The organism is Allobosea sp. 2RAB26 (assembly GCF_052115465.1).
Taxonomy (GTDB): domain Bacteria; phylum Pseudomonadota; class Alphaproteobacteria; order Rhizobiales; family Beijerinckiaceae; genus Allobosea.
The window spans coordinates 34021-52188 of record NZ_JBFRGS010000015.1 but is presented as its reverse complement, the minus strand read 5'-3'; the positions used below and the strand labels follow the sequence as shown (position 1 = coordinate 52188).

The 18168-nt window shown below is 66.2% G+C and carries 17 protein-coding genes; 7 read left to right on the top strand and 10 right to left on the bottom strand.

Going from position 1 to position 18168, the window contains the following annotated elements; all coding sequences use genetic code 11:
- Positions 1–23 precede the first annotated feature (23 nt).
- The 5 genes from AB4118_RS24925 (at position 24) to AB4118_RS24905 (ending at position 8083) form a co-directional block, all read left to right on the top strand.
- Positions 24–1010, top strand: a complete 987-nt coding sequence (locus AB4118_RS24925) for a family 8 glycosyl hydrolase (RefSeq protein WP_441492260.1) — start codon at positions 24–26, stop codon at positions 1008–1010.
- The gene (locus AB4118_RS24920) at positions 1001–3184 is read left to right on the top strand and encodes a hypothetical protein (RefSeq protein WP_441492259.1); all 2184 of its coding nucleotides are present in this window, start codon (positions 1001–1003) and stop codon (positions 3182–3184) included. Before AB4118_RS24925 ends, AB4118_RS24920 begins: the two co-directional genes overlap by 10 nt.
- Positions 3185–3340: 156 nt before the next feature.
- The gene (locus AB4118_RS24915; protein ID WP_441492258.1) at positions 3341–3604 is read left to right on the top strand and encodes a hypothetical protein; all 264 of its coding nucleotides are present in this window, start codon (positions 3341–3343) and stop codon (positions 3602–3604) included.
- A 184-nt stretch (positions 3605–3788) separates the two neighbouring features.
- Complete coding sequence (locus AB4118_RS24910) at positions 3789–4919, top strand: efflux RND transporter periplasmic adaptor subunit (protein ID WP_441492257.1); 1131 nt, start codon at positions 3789–3791, stop codon at positions 4917–4919.
- A gap of 2 nt (positions 4920–4921) precedes the next feature.
- On the top strand, positions 4922–8083 hold the full coding sequence (locus AB4118_RS24905; RefSeq protein ID WP_441492256.1) for an efflux RND transporter permease subunit: 3162 nt from the start codon (positions 4922–4924) through the stop codon (positions 8081–8083).
- Positions 8084–8132: 49 nt separating this feature from the next.
- Here the strand turns inward: AB4118_RS24905 and AB4118_RS24900 are convergent, their stop codons facing one another.
- The 6 genes from AB4118_RS24900 to AB4118_RS24875 all read right to left on the bottom strand — a co-directional run bounded on the left by AB4118_RS24900 (position 8133) and on the right by AB4118_RS24875 (position 12780).
- Positions 8133–8363 (bottom strand): hypothetical protein, encoded by a 231-nt coding sequence (locus AB4118_RS24900; protein WP_441492255.1) that lies wholly within the window; start codon positions 8361–8363, stop codon positions 8133–8135.
- A gap of 194 nt (positions 8364–8557) precedes the next feature.
- Positions 8558–9262 carry a fumarylacetoacetate hydrolase family protein gene (locus AB4118_RS24895; protein WP_441492254.1) on the bottom strand — a complete coding sequence of 235 codons (705 nt, stop codon included), beginning with the start codon at positions 9260–9262 and terminating at the stop codon, positions 8558–8560.
- 32 nt (positions 9263–9294) lie between these two features.
- A complete protein-coding gene (locus AB4118_RS24890; protein ID WP_441492253.1) occupies positions 9295–10047 on the bottom strand; it encodes an ABC transporter permease in 753 nt (250 codons plus the stop codon).
- A 9-nt stretch (positions 10048–10056) separates the two neighbouring features.
- Entirely contained in the window at positions 10057–10860 is an 804-nt protein-coding gene (locus AB4118_RS24885; RefSeq protein ID WP_441492368.1) for an ABC transporter ATP-binding protein, read from the bottom strand.
- A gap of 17 nt (positions 10861–10877) precedes the next feature.
- Positions 10878–11696, bottom strand: a complete 819-nt coding sequence (locus tag AB4118_RS24880; RefSeq protein ID WP_441492252.1) for an ABC transporter permease — start codon at positions 11694–11696, stop codon at positions 10878–10880.
- Positions 11697–11787: 91 nt separating this feature from the next.
- Positions 11788–12780 (bottom strand): ABC transporter substrate-binding protein, encoded by a 993-nt coding sequence (locus AB4118_RS24875; protein ID WP_441492251.1) that lies wholly within the window; start codon positions 12778–12780, stop codon positions 11788–11790.
- Positions 12781–13013: 233 nt separating this feature from the next.
- On the opposite strand from AB4118_RS24875, the gene AB4118_RS24870 reads away from it, so the two are divergent.
- Complete coding sequence (locus AB4118_RS24870; RefSeq protein WP_441492250.1) at positions 13014–13709, top strand: FadR/GntR family transcriptional regulator; 696 nt, start codon at positions 13014–13016, stop codon at positions 13707–13709.
- A gap of 76 nt (positions 13710–13785) precedes the next feature.
- Here AB4118_RS24870 and AB4118_RS24865 read toward each other — a convergent pair whose 3' ends face one another.
- Genes AB4118_RS24865 through AB4118_RS24855 form a run of 3 tightly spaced genes read right to left on the bottom strand, consistent with a single transcriptional unit; the run spans position 13786 to position 16359 of the window.
- The gene (locus AB4118_RS24865) at positions 13786–14673 is read right to left on the bottom strand and encodes an aldo/keto reductase family oxidoreductase (RefSeq protein ID WP_441492249.1); all 888 of its coding nucleotides are present in this window, start codon (positions 14671–14673) and stop codon (positions 13786–13788) included.
- 52 nt (positions 14674–14725) lie between these two features.
- On the bottom strand, positions 14726–14899 hold the full coding sequence (locus AB4118_RS24860; protein WP_441492248.1) for a hypothetical protein: 174 nt from the start codon (positions 14897–14899) through the stop codon (positions 14726–14728).
- On the bottom strand, positions 14896–16359 hold the full coding sequence (locus AB4118_RS24855; protein WP_441492247.1) for an MFS transporter: 1464 nt from the start codon (positions 16357–16359) through the stop codon (positions 14896–14898). The genes AB4118_RS24860 and AB4118_RS24855 overlap by 4 nt, the downstream gene beginning before the upstream one ends.
- 97 nt (positions 16360–16456) lie before the next feature.
- Between AB4118_RS24855 and AB4118_RS24850 the strand changes: the two genes are divergently transcribed.
- The gene (locus tag AB4118_RS24850; RefSeq protein WP_441492246.1) at positions 16457–17293 is read left to right on the top strand and encodes a helix-turn-helix transcriptional regulator; all 837 of its coding nucleotides are present in this window, start codon (positions 16457–16459) and stop codon (positions 17291–17293) included.
- Between the two features lie 24 nt (positions 17294–17317).
- On the opposite strand, the gene AB4118_RS24845 is transcribed toward AB4118_RS24850, so the two are convergent.
- Complete coding sequence (locus tag AB4118_RS24845; RefSeq protein WP_441492245.1) at positions 17318–18103, bottom strand: ATP-grasp domain-containing protein; 786 nt, start codon at positions 18101–18103, stop codon at positions 17318–17320.
- Between the last annotated feature and the right edge of the window lie 65 nt (positions 18104–18168).

Genomic DNA, 18168 nt, shown 5'->3' with positions numbered 1-18168 from the left:
TCCTGGCTACATTCGCAGCCACCATGATGCTTCTCACGTCGGCCCTGTCCGCCTCCCTCCCCGACGGCGCATGGGAGCTCTACCGGCAAAAATTCGTCACGCCCGAAGGGCGCGTGATCGACGATGCCAATGGCGGGATCAGCCATAGCGAGAGCCAGGGCTATGGCCTGCTGCTGGCCTGTCTCGCGGGCGACCGCAGCAGCTTCGCCAGCATATTCGCGTTCACGCGCACAGAGCTCCTGATCCGCGACGACGGGCTTGCGGCCTGGCGCTGGGACCCCAAGGCGAGCCCCCATATCACCGACATCAACAATGCCAGCGACGGCGACCTGCTGATCGCGGAGGCCCTCGCCTGCGCCGGGGCGCGCTGGGCCATGCCGGCCTACACGGCAGCGGCGCGCCAGATCGCCCGGTCATTGGCCAAGGTCGCGCTGTTGAAGCGCGGCGGCGAGACCTGGCTCATGCCCGGCGCAGTCGGCTTTTCCGAGAAGGACCGGCCCGACGGGCCCGTGGTCAACCCGTCCTATTGGGTCTTCGAGGCGCTGCCGGCGCTCGCGCAGCTCACCGGCGACCAGAGCTGGATGCAGGTGCAGGCGAGCGGCCTGAAACTGCTCGACACGCTTGCCAAGGCCAAGATGCTGGCCCCGGACTGGGTCTCGATCAAGGACACGCCCAGGCCTGCCGACGGCTTCCCGCCCCAGTTCGGCTACAACGCCATCCGCATCCCGCTCTATCTGATGCGGGCGGGGCTTGCCGACAAGGCGCGCATGGAGCCCTTCCGCAAGGCATGGGCCGGTGGCACTGCCGTGATCGACGTCAAGACCGGCAATCCCGTCGAGCCGCTGCCCGACGCCGGCTATCGCATTCTCGCGGCCGCGATGGCCTGCGCGCTCGACAAGACCGCGATCCCGGCGGAATTGAAGACCTTCCAGCCGACGGCCTATTATCCCTCGACCCTGCATCTTTTGTCCCTCTCGATGCTCCGCGAGAGGTATCCGCAATGCATGTGAAATACGCCGTCCTGGCGATCGCCCTCGCGAGTGCCGCGTTCTACGCCTTCGGCCGCCATGGCCGGGAGGTCGATCTGTCGTTGACGCCGCCTGCGGCGATCCGTCAGGCGGCCGCGGCCGGAAGCTCTTCCCCTGACAGCCAGCAACCCGCGCCGGAACTCGCTCAGGCGCAGGCGCCGGCGACCCCGCCCGGCCAACCGGCGCAGCGGCCCCCCGTCGTCGACGAGAGTGCCTTGCGCTATTTCGCATCTCAGGGCGACACGCGGCGCCTGGAGGCCGAGCTAGCCCGGCTGCGAGCCCTCTACCCGGAATGGAAGCCGCCCGCCGACCTGACGTCTCCGGCACAAACCGGCGATCCCGAGCTCGAGCGGCTGTGGAAGCTCTTCTCTGAGGGCAAGATCGCCGAGGTCCGGGCCGCGATTGCGCAACGCGGCACCAGGGAGCCGAACTGGCGTGCGCCTGTCGATCTCGTCGCCCGGCTCGACGCCGCCGAAGCCGCGCAGCGGCTGGTCAATGCCTCCAACGCGCGGCAATGGGAGCAGGTGATCCGGATCGGCACCGAGACGCCGGCCTTGCTGACCTGCGCGAATGTCGACGCGCTGTGGCGGGTGGCCGAGGCTTTCGTGCAGACCGGCAAGCCCGAGCGGGCCCGGGACGCCTATGCCTATGTGCTGGGCAACTGCAACACCCCCGCAGAACGGATCGGGACGATGCAGAAGGCGCTGGCGACGCTGCCCGACCCGCTGACGGACGCGCTTCTGGCGCAGGAGAGGCAGACCGAATTCTCCAGCATCCGCGACGAGATCGCGCGGCGGCGCATCGGGCGGGCTGCCGAAGATACCAAGCTCACCGTATCCGCCGACGACATCCGGCGGGTCGAGGCGCTTGCGAACGCCGCGACGACGCCGGACGATGCCATCCTGTTCGGCTTCTACACGCTGCGCCACAATGATCCGGTCAAGGCGGAAGCGCTGTTCCAGTCCGCCTTGCAGCGCAAGGGCGGGGCGAAGGCGGCCGAAGGCGCGGTGCTCGCGCTGGCCGCCAATCGCAAATATCGCGAGGCCGAGGCGCTGGGTTCGCAATGGCTGGACGCAGGCGCCGCCAACCGCAAGGCCTATCTCGACGCGGTGACGTCGCTGATCACGCAGGAGCCCGCTCCAAAACTGGATCGCGCCGTCGTCGAGCGGATCGCGAAGACCGTTGCGACAGACCGCTACGCGCCGGGCGCGGCCGGCCTCGGCTGGTATGCCTATAATGCCGGCCAGACCTCCCCGGCCGAGACATGGTTCGAAACCGCCCTCTCCTGGGACCGTGGCTATGAGCCGGCCGCCTATGGGCTTGCCCTGGCACGGCAGCGCCTGCGCGATCAGGCCGGCCTGCGCGCGATCGTCAACGACTGGGGCGGCCGCTCGGAACGGATTGCCGCGCTGCTCGATCCGCGCCGCAACCGCGCCTCGCGCGGGCAAGATGCGCGAGTCCAGGATGCGCGTGACCAGCAGCAGCGCCGAGATGATGTCGCCGCGCCGGCGGTGCCGGTCATACGCGAGCGAGACCCGATCGAACCCGCACCGAGCCGTCCGCTGCGCTCCCGGGCAGCCCGGCAGACCGTCCAGGCCGATATCGACGCCGAGCCTGTCCGGCGCCGCCAGGCGGCAGCGCCCGTCGCCGGCAGCTGCGGCAATGGTCAGTCGGGCGCAGCCGCCTTGCAGCGCGGCTGGTGCCTGCTCAACCTGAAGCGCCCTGCAGCGGCAGCCGCTGCCTTCGAGGCTGCCATGCGCACCGGCTCGGCTCAGGTCGCGGCCGATGCGGCGATGGGCAAGACCTATGCAAGTCTTCAGCAGGGGCTGACGGCGGAGGCCAATGTCGCGGCCGCGCAGGCGAATCCCGCTCCCGCGCAGCGCCGCGAACTCTCGGCGCTGCTGCTCTCCGAGCGGTTCTATGCGCAATATGACAACAAGGACTTCAACGGCGCCCTGGTGACCCTGTCGGAACGTGCCCGTCTTGCTCCCGAAACCACCGACCTGATGATGATGCGCGGCTGGTCCTACTTCCATCTCGGCCGCTACACCGATGCCAGCAGGGTCTTCACGGCGCTCTACAGGAGCAACGGGTCGCCGCAGGCGCTGGCCGGATTGACCGCGATCGGCGATGTGACGCGCCAGAACAGGTACTGATTTCGCGCGCGGCCAGTGACTGAGACCGGGCGAGCACCGCTTCATCTCCCGCGTATGGCCAACCGACAAAGGCGCGCGTCTTTGCCGCGGGAACCGATGGCCGGGCCGATCGTTTGACTGTCTCGCATCGGCTTATGCCAGGACGGGAGGTCCGCCATGCCTCTGATCGACGAATTGAAACCCGTAGCCGCGGGGGTGAGCGCGGCAGGTCGTCGGGCTGATCCGCGCATCCAGAGAATTGCCAGGGCGATGTGTCGCGCGGCGCGGATCGACCCTGAACAACCGGCCGGGACGGTGGCGATTTTCACGATCATGCACTGCCACTCCGGACGCTCGGAGAATGATCCGGCCTGGATGCTGTTCGCGCGTCAGGCTGAACTCTTCATCGCCATGAATCCGGACGTGGTCGAACCGCTCTGAACCGCCACGGAGACGCCGACAGCCTCGGCGAACCCAGCCCCTCGCGGTTTCGGCATCAGCCGGGCTCTGTGCAAGCGCCCGGAAGTTTGTCACCATGGGCGCAGGTCCCAGCGGGTCTCGATCCTACGGGACTTGGGTTCCTGGGGGCTTGCATCCCCGGGATTGATTATTGCGGGGCATGCGGATGACGTTCCGGTTGCTTGTCTCGATTGCGCTGATGGCGCTGGCGCTCGGCGCCTGCAACGACCGGCAAGCCGCGCAACCTCCGGCCGCCCCGCCTGCGCCCGCCGTCGGCATCCAGCCCGCCACCAAGAAGGGCGTGACCTGGTCCTATTCCTTCGTCGGCCGCATCAAGGCGCCCGAAAGCGTGGCGCTGATCGCCCGCGTGCAGGGCTTCCTCGACAAGATCCAGTTCACCGAGGGGCAGGAGGTCAAGGCCGGCGACACGCTCTACCAGATCGAGAAGGTGCAATATCAGGCGCAGCTCGACCAGGCGACGGCCAACCTCGCCGCCGCCAAAGCCCAGGAGCTCAACGCTCAGCTCACCTATGCGCGCTCGCAGGACCTGGTGAAGACGCAGGCCGTCTCGCAGGCGACGCTCGACAGCAACCGCGCCGCTCTCGACGTCGCCCATGCCTCGGTGCTGCAGAACCAGGCGGCGCTGACCCAGGCCAAGGAGAATCTCGGCTACACCGACATCATCGCCCCGATCGCCGGCCGGATCGGCCGCACGGCCTATACGCAGGGCAATCTCGTCGGCCCCAGCAGCAACCCGCTCGCGACCATCGTCAGCCAGGACCCGATGTATGTCCTGTTCCAGGTCAGCGTGCGCCAGCTCGAGGAACTCCGCGAGGCGCGCCGGCGCGAGGATGGCAGCCAGAGCAAGATCGCGATCACCGTTCGCCTGTCCTCCGGCAAGGAATACCCTCATCCCGGCGTCTGGAACTATACCGACCCGCAGGTCGACCAGCAGACCGACACCGTGACCATGCGGGCCTCGCTGCCCAACCCCGATCGCCAGCTGATCGACGGCGAATTCGTCTCGGTCGAGGTCCGCGAGCGGAGCCAGCAGGCACGCCTCGTCGTGCCGCAGGCGGCCGTCCAGGTCGATCAGGCCGGCAGCTACGTCATGGTCGTCGACAAGGACAGCAAGGCCCAGCAGCGCCGCATCAAGCTGGGCCCGCAGCAGGACGCCGATGTCGTCGTCGAATCCGGGTTGACCGAGGGCGAGAACGTCATCGTCGAAGGCCTGCTCAAGGTGCGCCCCGGCCTGACCGTATCCGCCACGCCCGTTGCTCCGGCGAGCGGGAGCTAGACGTGATCTCGTCGATCTTCGTCGACCGGCCGCGCCTCGCCTTCGTCGTCTCGATCGTCATCACGCTGGCGGGCCTCATCGCCATCTTCACGATCCCGGTTGCGCAGTTCCCCGATATCGTGCCGCCGCAGGTCACCCTGACCGCGAGCTATCCCGGCGCCGATGCCGAGGTGGTCGAGACCACCGTCGCCCAGCCGATCGAGCAACAGATCAACGGCGTCGACAACGCGCTCTACTACCAGTCGACCAGCGGCGCCGACGGCAGCTACACGCTCAACGTCACCTTCGCGCTCGGCACCAACCCGGACATCAACACCGTCAATGTCCAGAACCGCTCGTCGCTGGCCCAGCCGCAGCTCCCGACCGAGGTCACGCGTCAGGGCCTGACCGTCCGCAAGAAATCCGCCGCGCTGCTGCAGGTGGTCGAGATCCACTCGCCGAAGCACACATTCGACTCGCTCTATCTCAGCAATTACGCGACGATCAACCTGGTCGACGCGCTCGCACGCATCAACGGCGTCGGCCAGGTCAGCCTGTTCGGCCCGCTCGATTACTCGCTCAGGGTCTGGCTCGATCCGAACCGGCTGACGGCGCTCAGCCTGACGCCGAGCGACGTCATCTCCGCCGTCCAGGGCCAGAACGTGCAGGCGGCGCTCGGCCGCATCGGAGCCGCCCCGGTCAGCAGCGACCAGCAATACCAGCTCACGGTCAAGACGCAGGGCCGCCTCACCAAGCCGGAGGAATTCGCCAATATCGTGCTGCGCACCAATCCGGGCGGCTCGGTCGTGCGCGTCAGGGATGTGGCGCGCGTCGAGATCGGGGCCCGCACGGCCGATCGCTACAGCCGTTTCAACGGCGCGCCGGGCGCCGCCATGGGCATCTACCAGTCGCCCGGCGCCAATGCGATCGATGTCGCCAAGAAGGTGCGGGCGACGATGGAAGCGCTCTCCAAGCGCTTCCCCGAGGATCTCGCCTACGGCATCTTCTTCGACACCACGGTCTTCGTCAGCGCCACGATCGACGAGGTCATCCGCACCCTGCTCGAAGCCTTCGTGCTGGTCGGCCTCGTCGTCTTCCTCTTCCTCGGCAAGCTGCGCACCACCATCATCCCGCTGGTCGCGGTACCGGTCTCGATCATCGGCACCTTCGCCGTCATGCTGGTGATCGGCTTCACCGCCAACACGGTCTCCCTGCTCGCGCTCGTGCTCGCCATCGGCATCGTCGTCGACGACGCCATCGTGGTGATCGAGAATGTCGAGCGCGTCGTCGAGGAGGAGCCGGAGCTTTCGATCGCGGACGCGACCAAGAAGGCGATGGCCGAGATCACCGGGCCGATCATCGCCATCACCTTCGTGCTGCTCGCGGTCTTCGTGCCGGTCGCCTTCATTCCCGGCATCAGCGGCCAGCTCTTCCGGCAATTCGCGGTCGCCGTCTCGACCGCCATGCTGATCTCGGCAATCAACGCCCTGACGCTGAGCCCGGCGCTCTGCTCGATCCTGATCAAGCGCGGCCATGGCGGCGGCGGACCGATGCGCTATGTGATGAACGGCATCGACAAGGTCCGCGACGGCTATGCCGCGATCGTCAGGCGCCTGGTCAGGGTCGCCGTCGTCGTCCTGTTCGTGCTCGCCGGCATCCTGGCCGCGACCGGCGGGCTGTTCCTGACCACGCCGCAGAGCTTCCTGCCTGAAGAGGACCAGGGCGCCTTCTTCATCGCGATGCGCCTGCCCGAAGGCGCCTCGGTGAACCGGACCGCGGCCGTGGTCGAGCAGGTCGAGAGCATCGTCCGGCCGGTCGCCGGCGTCCAGGGCGTGCTTTCCGTCGTCGGCTTCAATTTCATCGACGGCCTCGCCTCCTCCAACCAGGCCTTCTTCGTCATCCGCCTGAAGCCGTTCGAGGACCGCAAGGATCCGGCGCAAGGGGTCGGCGCAATCATCGGGGCGCTGCGGCCGCAGCTTGCCGCCGTGCAGCAGGCAACGGTCTTTCCGTTCAACCTGCCGCCGATCATCGGGCTCGGCAGCACCGGCGGCTTCCAATATGTGCTCGAAGCCCTGCAGGGCCAGTCGCCGACCGATATCGCAGCCACGATGCGCGGCCTGCTCATCGCCGCCAACCAGCAGCCCGAGCTCGCCGCGGTCTTCAGCACCTTCGCCGCCGACACCCCGCAGATCTATCTCGATATCGACCGCGACAAGGCGCAGGTGCTCGGCGTCCAGATCGCCGACATCTTCAACGCCCTCCAGGCGACGCTCGGCGGCTTCTACGTCAACGACTTCAACGTCTTCGGCCGGACCTGGCAGGTCAATGTCCAGGCCGAGACGCCCTTCCGCCGGGCTGTGACCGATATCGGCAAGATCTATGTCCGCGGCAAAACCGGCGCGATGGTGCCGCTGAACGCGCTCTCGCAGGTGCGCCTCGTCACCGGGCCGCAGGCTCTGACGCGCTACAATGGCTACCGGGGCGCGATCGTCAACGGCTCGCCGAAGCCCGGCGTCAGCTCGGGTCAGGCGATCCAGGCCATGGAGCGCATCTCGGCGACGACCCTGCCGGCGGGCTTCGGTTTCGAATGGACCGGCACGGCCCTGCAGGAGAAGGCCGCAAGCGGCGGCACCCCGATCGTCATCGCGCTCGCCCTGCTCTTCGCCTATCTCTTCCTCGTCGCGCTCTACGAGAGCTGGAACGTGCCGATCGCGGTGCTGCTCTCGGTCACGGTCGCGGTGCTCGGCGCAGTCGCCTCGGTTGCGCTGACCGGCGTCAGCCTCGGCGTCTACGCCCAGATCGGCCTCGTCGTGCTGATCGCGCTCGCGGCGAAGAACGGCATCCTGATCGTCGAATTCGCGCTGGATCAACGCGCCAAGGGCGAGTCGATCATCGATTCCGCCGTGTCCGGCGCCAGGCTGCGCTTCCGCCCGGTGATGATGACGAGCTTTGCCTTCATCCTCGGCCTGCTGCCGCTGGTGATTGCCACAGGGGCCGGCGCACTCAGCCGGCGGGCGGTCGGCACACCGGTCTTCGGCGGCATGCTCTTCGCCTCGATCTTCGGCATCTTCCTGATCCCGATGCTTTATGTCGTGTTCCAGCGAATGCGCGAGCGCAGCAAGGGCGGGCCGAAGGACGCGGCCACGGCCAGCGAGCCGGCCCCTGCCCCGGGGCCCGGACACTGAGCCCGGGTCCGGGGCCGGAGCGTCCGTTCCACCCTCGGCTCAGCTTCGGTCACAGATCCCGCGTGCGGTCGGGGAGCTTGTCGATCGCCTCGTCCGCGCCCTGGTCCTTCTTGAGCACGCCTTCGCGCAGAACCTTGGTGGCCGCGTCGGCCTCCTTCTTCGTGTCGCCGGGAAGAGGTGCCGTCTCGGGCGTAGCAGTGAGACCGATATCCTTGGGCTTCTTGCCGTCATTGCGGGCAGTTGCCGCGAAGGTGGCAAGGGATTCGGGTTGTTTGGCCATTGGAGCCTCCCTGGTTTCCAGGGTAACCCGCCAGCCAGCGAACCTGTTCCAGGGCGTTATCGGCAACAGCCCTGGCCGAAGGCGCCGACGGTCGCGCCGCGATATTGAAACCGGCCGGCGCCCATCAGGCAAATTGCCCCTTCACGGCACGACCGGCCGAGGCCGGCCTGCCGTGAGGGGCGCGGTCGCCGCGCTCAGGCGACCTTGGCGTGCACCGTTCCGATGCCCTCGACATGGCCCTCCATCACGTCACCGCGGACGATGGCGCCGACGCCCGACGGCGTGCCGGACATGATCAGGTCGCCCGGCTGCAACTCGAACAGGCCGGAGAGATACGAGATCATCTCCGGCACCTTCCAGATCATGTGGTTGAGATCGCCCTGCTGGCGGATTTCGCCATTCACCTTGAGCCAGACCGCACCGTTCTCGGGATGGCCGATCGTGCTCGCAGGCACGATTCCGCTGAGCGGCGCGGAATGCTCGAAGGCCTTGCCGATCTCCCAGGGCCGGCCCGCCTTCTTGCACTCGTCCTGCAGATCGCGCCGCGTCATGTCGAGGCCCACCGCATAGCCATAGACATGCTCGAGCGCGCGCTCGACCGGGATATCCTTGCCGCCCTTGGCAAGGGCGACCACCATCTCGATCTCGTGGTGAACATTGCTGCTGCGCGGCGGATAGGGGAAATCGGCGCCATCGAGGACGACGCTGTCGGGGTTCTTCTGGAAGAAGAACGGCGCCTCGCGATTGGGGTCGCCGCCCATCTCGATGGTGTGGGCGGCATAGTTGCGGCCGACGCAGTAGATGCGGTGAACGGGGAAACGGCTTTGCGTCCCTCGCACCGGGACCGTGACCTGTTCCGGGGCCTGGACGACATGGTTCTGAGGCGTGGCGATATTCATCTTGCGGGATCCTTCGTTGGCAAGAGAGGTCTTCAGCGCGCGGCGGCGTAATAGCCGAACCGACGTTCGAGCCGGGCGAGCAGTTCGTTGAGGGTGAAGGCGAAGGCGAAGAGCACGAGCAGCAGCGCCCAGAAATGCTCCATCAGGAAATGCGACTGGTAGATTTCGAAGAGCGTGCCGAAGCCGACGACGGAGACCAGCAGCTGCCCGATGACCACGCCCTTGACGGCGCGGATCATGCCGAGCCGGATGCCCGCCAGGATTTCGGGGAGTGCCGCCCAGAGATAGATCCGGCTGAAGGCCTGCCAGCGATTGGCGCCGAAGCTGCGCGCCATCTCGACCAGCGAGGGCGAAATGGCGCGGATGCCGGCGCGCGTGTTGAGGACGATGATCCACATCGAGAAGAGCACGACGGTCAGCACGATCGTCGTCTCGCCCAGCCCGAACAGCACCATGATCACCGGCACCAGCGCGCTGAGCGGCGCGGAGAGGAAGAGATTCACCCAGGGCAGGAGAAGTCGGTCGGCAATGACCGAGCGGCCCATCACGATGCCGAGCGGGACGCCGACGCAGATCGCAATCGTGTTGCCGAGTAGGAAGGCGCGGCCGGTGATCAGCAGTGCGTCGAGGAAGGAGGCTGTCGGGACGATCTCGAAGACGCGCCAGATGATGCGCGACAGCGGCGGCAGGATGAAGCCGGCATCGGTATGACCGGCGATCTCCCAGATCACGGCCCAGACGAGAAGCGCCGCCATCATCGGCAGGCGGATACCTGAAATGACCATGGCCGACTCCTAGTCCAAGTAATGCCGGAGCTGCTGCCAGATCGCCTCGACGACATCGAGATAGGCGCTGTCGCGCCTGATCTTCTCGGGGTCGCCGCCACGGACGATCTGCGGCTCGATGATCGCCGAGACGCGGCTCGGCCGGCGCGAGAGCAGCGCAATCCGGTCGGAGACATAGACCGCCTCCTCGATGCTGTGCGTGACGAAGATGAAGGATTTTCCTTCATTGGCGACGAGTTCGAGCAGCTCTTCCTGGAACTTGCGGCGGGTCTGCTCATCCACGGCCGAGAACGGTTCGTCCATCAGCACGACCTTGGCATCGACCGCCAGCGCACGCGCCAGGCCGACGCGCTGGCGCATGCCGCCGGAGAGTTCGTGCGGGTACTTCTTTTCAAAACCCTTGAGACCGACGCGCGCGATATGGCGTTCCGCGATCGCCTCGCGTTCGCTATGGGCGATACCGCGCAGCTCGAGCCCGAAGGCGACGTTGCGGATGACGCTGGCCCAGGGCATCAGCGCAAAATCCTGGAAGACGAAGGCGCGTTCGGGGCCGGGTCCGGTGACCTCGCGGCCATCGACGAGGACCTGGCCGCCGGTGGCCGGGATCAGGCCCGCGATGATCTTGAGGAGCGTGGTCTTGCCGCAGCCCGAGGGGCCGAGCAGCGTCGTCAGGCGCCCTTCCGGAAACTCGAGCGAGATGCCGCTCAGCGCCTCGACGCCGCCGGCATAGGTTTTCGAGACGCTGCGCACTTCGACGATCGGCCGGGCCGCGCGGGCGGGAAACGGCGGACGGTCACCGAGGTGCTGCGGCATGATGGCTGCGTTGGGGTTCATCTGCGCACCTCCGGTCGAAACAGGGTGACTTCGATCCGCTCGAGCAGCTCGATGAACAGGACCGAGAACACGATGATGGCGAGGATGGCCGCGTACATCTTGGGATAGTCGGCGACCGATTGGTTGTAGGAGATCACGTCGCCGATGCCGGTCGGCGTGATCAGCAGTTCGGCGAGGATCACGCCGATGAAGGCGGCGGCGCAGCCGAGCCGAAGGCCTGCGAAGATCATCGGGCTGGCTGCCGGCAGGATGATGAGGCGGATGCTCTGGCTGCGCGTCGCGAGAAACGAGCTGCCCATTTCGAGAAGCGATTTCGGCGTGTTGCGCACGGCGCCGAGCGTGTTCAGCACGATGACCGGCATCGCCATGATGCAGACGGTCATGACCTTGGCGGTCAGCCCGATGCCATAGGCGAAGGTCAGGATCGGGATGAGGGCCGCCAGCGGCGCCGCCTGGGCGATCACGAAGATCGGCGCGAACAGCCATTCCGAGGGTTCGTGCAACCCCATCAGCACGCCAAGCGCGACGCCGCACAGGATCGAGGCGGTCAGCCCGATGACGAGCGGGTGGAGTGTGATCAGGAAGGCCTTGAACAGGGTTCCATCGGCCATGATCGCGCGAAGACCACCGAGCGTTTCCAGGAAAGTCGGAAAGGCGGGGCTGAGCGGTATCCGCCCGGCATATTCCCAAAGCGCGAGAGCGGCCGCGAAGGACACCAGGCGCAGCACGAGCGGATGGATCAGGAGATCGCGCCAGCGCTGGGCCGGAGCCCTGCCAAGCGCCGGCAGGGCAGGAGCAAGTTCGGAAATCTGCAAGGGAGAGCACTCCGCTTGTGCGCGTTTTCGAAACGAGGGGTCCCCAGGCCGGATGCTGCATGCACCGGCCCGGGGACGGGTCCGGACGAGGCTAGCTGCCCAGGGCCTTGCGTGCCCGCTCCAGCGGCGCGAGGTACCAGAAATCCTCGACCTTCAGCTCGGCGGCCGGACCCTGCAGCTGGCCGGCCTCGGTGTAGAACTCGAAATCGGCCTTCGCGACCTCGGCGCTGCCGCCGGCCGGCGCATAGACGCCTTCCTTGGTCGCCAGCGTGTAGAATTTGGTGATGCCCTCCAGTACCTCCTTCGGCTGGTCGGCCATCAGCTTGCGCTTGACCCTCTCCTGCTCGACGATCGCCGGATTGGCCGCCATTTCCTGCCAGAGCCGCAGGAATTCGGTGACGATGACATCGACCTGCTTCTCGTTCTTCTGGATCCAGTCGGTCCGGCCGAACAGCGTCTCGTCGGAAGCCGGCTCGCTAACGCCGGGCAGGACATGGAAGCGGTCGCCCGCCTTCTCCAGCAGCAGGTTCTTGTTGGCGAGATCGACGATGGTGGCTTTGATCTGGCCCTTCATCATGCCGATGATCCGGTTCTCCGAGCCCGGCACATAGCTGCGCTCGCCAAACTGGATGCCCTCACGCTTGGCGATAATGTTGCCGATCGCCTCGGTTCCGGTGGCGCGGGCGTGAAAGGCGATCGGCTGGCCGTTCATGTCCTTCCAGGTCTTGTAGGACTTGTCCGCGACCGGGAAGAAGACGAGGCGCGTGCCCTGGAAGAGCACGCGCAGCGGCGCCTTGCTCTTCTGGACGACCGCGTAGGGCGTGCCGACGCCGAGATCCGCCTGGCCGTTGATCACGGCCTGGATGGCAAGGTCCTCCTTCGAGAAATGCGTCACCTGGTAATCGACGCCCTTCTCCTTGGCGCGCTCCAGCGCGATGATCATCGAGAGCGTCTCGGTCGACAGCACGTCTCCCAGCGCAACCCTGACCTTCGCTTGCGCCTGCGCGGCGGCGCTTCCGAGCATCAGCGCAGCGCTGACTGCGGCGGCGCCGAACAGGACGGACCTTCTCCTCAACAGCTTCATGATCTGACTCCTCCCAGAGTTCTGTTTTGGTTTTTTGCGCGATCTTGGTCGCAACCAATTTTATTTTGGGCACTGTCATGTGCCGGATTGATCCTGTCAAGACTTCGATTTGCAGTAATTTGCCCGATAATCCTTGCGCAGCGCAGCAATAATCACAACCAATATTCAAAATGGTTGCGCTCGCCCGCGATCCATGGGATCACGATCACGTTCCCCATTGCCGGTCGCACATCATGGATCAGAAAGCCCCCATCCCGCCCGATGCCGATGTCTCGGGCGTCCTGACGCAGCTCTATGGCTACATCACCGCGGCGCAGCTGCCGGATGACGGGCGCCTGCCGCCGGAGCGGGAGCTGGCCGAACTGCTAGGGGTGAAGCGCACAGAACTGCGCAAGGGCCTCGCCGCGCTCGAACGCGAGGGCCAGCTCTGGCGCCACGTCGGCAAGGGCACGTTCGTCGGCCCCAAGCCGCCGCAACTGGTCGATATCGCGGACCTGGTGCAGCGCAGCAATCCGGTCCAGGTGATGAAGGCGCGGATCGGCCTCGAGCCCGAGCTCTCACGCCTCGCGGCGATCAACGCCACGGTGGCCGAGATCGCGACGCTCGCCGAACTGAACGCCTCCTGCCGCGCCGCGACGAGCTGGCGCGAATACGAGGCTTATGACGCGCGCTTCCACCACCAGATCGCCGAGGCCGCGCATAACCCGATCCTGATCGCGCTTCTGGAAACGCTGAACGCTGTGCGCCGCGCCGTCACCTGGGGGCGGCCGCGACCGAGCCATTCAAGCCCGCCTGCGGATCATCACAGCTTCGAGGACCATGACCGGATCGTCGACGCGATCGCCCACCGCGAGCCCGGGGGCGCCGCGGACGCGATGCGCCGGCATCTGCAGAATGTCGAGGACCGGCTGATCGGGCGCTCGCCCTGAGGCAGGGCACCTCCTCGATTGCCGTCTGATACCGCCATCGCGCATGGGCCCGGCAAGCATGCCCCACGCGCTGCCGTCAGGTCCGGACCGAAGCGGATCCCGCTGCGATGGTGTTCAACGCCGCGATCGCCTCACCGCTCAGGTCCAGCGCGCCGGCGGCGATATTCTCGCGGAGATGAGGGACCGAGCCGGTGCCCGGGATCAGCAGAATATTCGGCGCGCGCTGCAGCAGCCAGGCGAGCGCGACCTGCATCGACGTTGCGCCGACCCGCGCCGCCACCTCGGTCAGCCCAGCCGATTGCAGGGGCGAAAAGCCTCCGAGCGGGAAGAAGGGTACATAGGCCGTGCCCGCAGCCGCCAGCTCGTCGATCAGCGCGTCATCTGTGCGGTGAACGAGATTGTAGTGGTTCTGGACGCAGACGATCTCGCAGATGCCGCGCCCCTCCCCGACCTGCCTGGCGGTGACATTGCTGAGACCGATATGGCGGACAAGGCCCTGTTGCTGGAGTTCGGCGAGCACGGTCAGCTCGGCAGCCAGGCTGCCCTCAGCCGGGCCATGGCCATCGCCCCAGAGCCGCAGGTTGACGACATCGAGCGCCTCGAGCCCGAGATTGCGCAGATTGTCGTGCACGGCCTGCCGCAACGCGTCCGGCGAGATCGCGGGAAGCCAGGATCCGTCAGCGCCGCGCCGGGCGCCGATCTTGGTGACGATGACGAGATCGTCGGGATAGGGCGACAGCGCCTCGCGGATCAGCTGGTTGGTGACATGCGGGCCGTAGTAATCGCTCGTGTCGATATGGTCGACGCCGCAGGCAATCACCTCGCGCAACACCGCGAGCGCCGCATCCCGGTCCTTCGGCGGGCCGAATACGCCAGGCCCGGCAAGCTGCATGGCACCGTAGCCGAGCCTTCTCACCTGGCGGGCACCGAGGCGCCAGGTCGGAGATGGGTTCCTGCCAGACATGGTCGCTCTCCTGTCGATGAAGGCACGAGACAGCGACTGGATGACCGCCGGATCAGAGCGCACGATCGGCGCCGGCCAGGCGGAATTCCATGCATTGCAGATCCATCTCGAAGACCTCAAGGCGCCCGACATTGTTGCGCGTGCCAAGGGTTTTGGCGAGGGCGATCATCTGGGGAAGGTCCGGGCACGGCTTGAGCCTCGATCCCAGGCCAGGCTTCAAGGTCATCGCGGCAATCTCCTGCGCGCAATCCCAAAGATCAGGACAGCGGCGACGATCGCGGCGGCGAGGTTGTAGGCCATCCCGCCGACGAAGGCAGAGGCGTAGAGCTGGGCTTGCCCTCCTGCGTCGATGCCGGCGGCAAGCGCCGCACCGAAGAGGATGCCGACGACGGCCACTCCCAGCGCCGCACCGACTTGCTGCAGCGTTGCGACGACGCCAGAGGCCATGCCTGCCTGTCCCTCCCCCACAAAACCGAGGACGAGGTTGAGCAGCGGCGTCATGATGAGGCCCTGGGCCGCGCCGACCACGATCAAGGCCGGGATCAGATGCGCGACCACGAGCCCTGCTCCGGCAAGCCAGACCTGCGCGATCAGAATGCCAAGCGACACGGCATAGAGAAGTGCGCCTGCGGCAATTGCGGCTGTGCCAAGGCGCGCGACGAGACGGGGCGCCGCCATGGAGGCGATGACGAACCCGATGCTGCAGGGGACGAAAGTGAGACCCGCCTCGAAAGGACTGAGACCGAACCCGGTCTGCGCCAGGAGAGCAAAGCATAGAAAGAACGAGGACGATGTCGAATAGATCAGGACGACCAACAGACCGCCTTGGGCAAAGCGCGATTGACGCATGAGCTTCATATCGACGAGAGGCTCGCCGCCCGCCCGGCGCCGGCTCTCCTGCTGCCCGTAGAACGCAGCGATCAGGACGGCGGCCCCTGCCAGCGATGCAAGGGTCCAAAGCGGCCAGCCCTGCGCCGGCCCTTCGATCAGTGGCACGAGCAAAAGCGTCAGCCCCAGGCTCACGAGGGCCACGCCGGACCAGTCGAGGCTCGGACGCTCCGGCGCGTAGGTCTCGGGAATGAACGGCGCCATCAGGATGGCGATGACACCGATAGGAACATTGATGAGGAAGATCATGCGCCAACCGAGACCGAACAGGTTCGCCTCGACGAGAAAGCCGCCGACCACCTGGCCCGCGATGGCGGCAAGGCCCAAGGTCATGCCGAGCAGTCCAAAGGCGCGACGAGCGTCGTCAGCAGAGAAACTTACCCGGATCGAGGCATAGACCTGCGGAAACAGGAGTGCTGCCGTCAGTCCCTGCACCACGCGCGCAGCGATGAGGATTTCGATCGTCGGCGCCAATCCGCAGAGCGCCGAGGCGAGCGTGAAACCGGCAATTCCGACGACGAAGAGCCGCCGGCGGCCGTGAATGTCGCCGAGCCGCCCACCGGTGATCAACAGCACCCCGAAGCCAAGTTCATAGCCCGCGACGATGAAGCCGATCTGTGACAGGCTGGCGCCGAGGCTGGCCTGCATGGCCGGGATCGCGACATTGACCACGAACAGATCGAAGATCGTCACGAATCCCGCCAGAAGCAGAACGGACAAACCGAGCCAGGGCGGGCGGACCCCGCAGCTTTCTGCCGGGCTGCGCAGGGTTTGGGCCGTAGCGGTATCGGAACTCATGTTGCGTCCTCGGATTAACGACGCAACAGCCATGAAGCGGCATTGACGCTGATACAATTTAACTCATTATGCTATTACTTTTTGTACGGATTGGGCCATGGCGACCTTCGATCGGACCCGACCCGAGCTTTCAGAGTTCCTGCGTGCGCACCGCGAGCGGCTGACGCCCGAGGATGCCGGCTTACCCTCCGGCAAGCGTCGGCGTACGGCCGGCCTCAGGCGCGAGGAGGTTGCCGCGCTCGCCGGGGTGGGCCTGACTTGGTACACATGGCTCGAGCAGGGTCGCAATATCGGCGTCTCCTCCGGTTTCCTCGACAATCTCGCCAGGGTGCTGAAGCTCGATGGTGCTGAGCGACGGCATCTCTTCCTGCTCGCCCAGGAGCGCCCACCGGCCGAGCCGGGGAAGACATGGTGCACGGTTCCGTCCCTCGTGAACCGGCTGATGGACGACCTCGCCCCACACGCGGCCTATATTCTCAACCTGCGCTGGGACGTGCTGGCCTATAACGACGCGGCCGAAGCCCTGTTCCGGTTCGGCAGCCAGCCTTCAAACCGGCGCAACCTGCTGTGGATGCTGTTCTGCGATCAGCACCTCGCCGATACGCTTGTGGATTGGGAAAACCAGGCGCAAGCCATGCTGGCGAGCTTTCGCCGGGATTTTGCAGGCGCGCGCGGCGATGCGGATATGCGCGCCCTGGTCGCGGAACTGGAAGATGTCTCGCCGGAATTCAAGACATGGTGGCGCAGCCCGGACGTCCACGCACCCTGCACCGGCACGCGCACGCTTCGCGTCGGGGGCCGCCCCGTCACCTTCGAACACACGTCGCTCACCGTCGATGGCGGACGGCATCTGAGATTGGTGGTCTATGCCGCCCTTGCCGCTCAAACCTCCAACGAACGGACCGAGTGCCTGCCTGCATTGGAGCAGAGCTGAGCGCTTCGCGCCCTCTGCGAAACGTCAGTCGCGAACCAGGCCGTCGATCGCCGTCGCGAGCTTCACGAGATCTGCGGCGTAGAACCCAGCGGCGTTGAGACAGTTCGTCTCAAGGAGCTTCAGTCCCTCCTCGGTGCGGCAGAGATCGATGACATAAGCCGGCGAATAGCCCGGATTGATGTCCACGATGCGCTGCCCGAAATCCAGTGCATCGTCGTCGATCTCGGGGCGGTAGACGACGCGCGATCCATCCTTGTAGAGCGAATAGGTCACGATCCGACCGTTGACGGCCCAGAGGCGCCATTCCCGCAGGATGCGAACAGGCTTGGTGAGCATCAGGCGCGTGTCGTGGCGAAGTGATCCCATCGGGATTTCATCTTCGTCCAGCGCAAGGACCCTCTCCGCCATGCGGATGATTTCGCCGGTCGATTTGACGTTGCCAGGTTCCGCCTTGCTGTCATCGACCGGACGCAAGAACCAGTCCCTCCCGTCGTCAGCCAGACCCTCGGGGATGTCCCTAAGGGTCATGAACAGTGCGTCAGCTCCGTTGAGGAGGTATGGGTGCCAAACCTGTTCCTGAACGAAGGGACGCAGCTTGAACACGCCGGGCCAGTAACCGTTCACCTCGGCGTTCTTCCACAGCGTGTAGGAGCCGAACATGACCACTGAGCCAGGATCCGCGACGATCGGCTCAGGGATAAGCTCTCCGACGAACGGCACGAACTTGTGCCAGGTGTAGGAGATTCCGAGCCGGTCAAGCGCCTCGGCCAGCTTGGCGGTATCCTCGAATTCCTGGAGAAGCCACTGCACCCTGTTACTTGCCCTTTGCAACCCGTTGGACGATCAAGACGCTGTTTGACGAAGCTGCCGTAGCA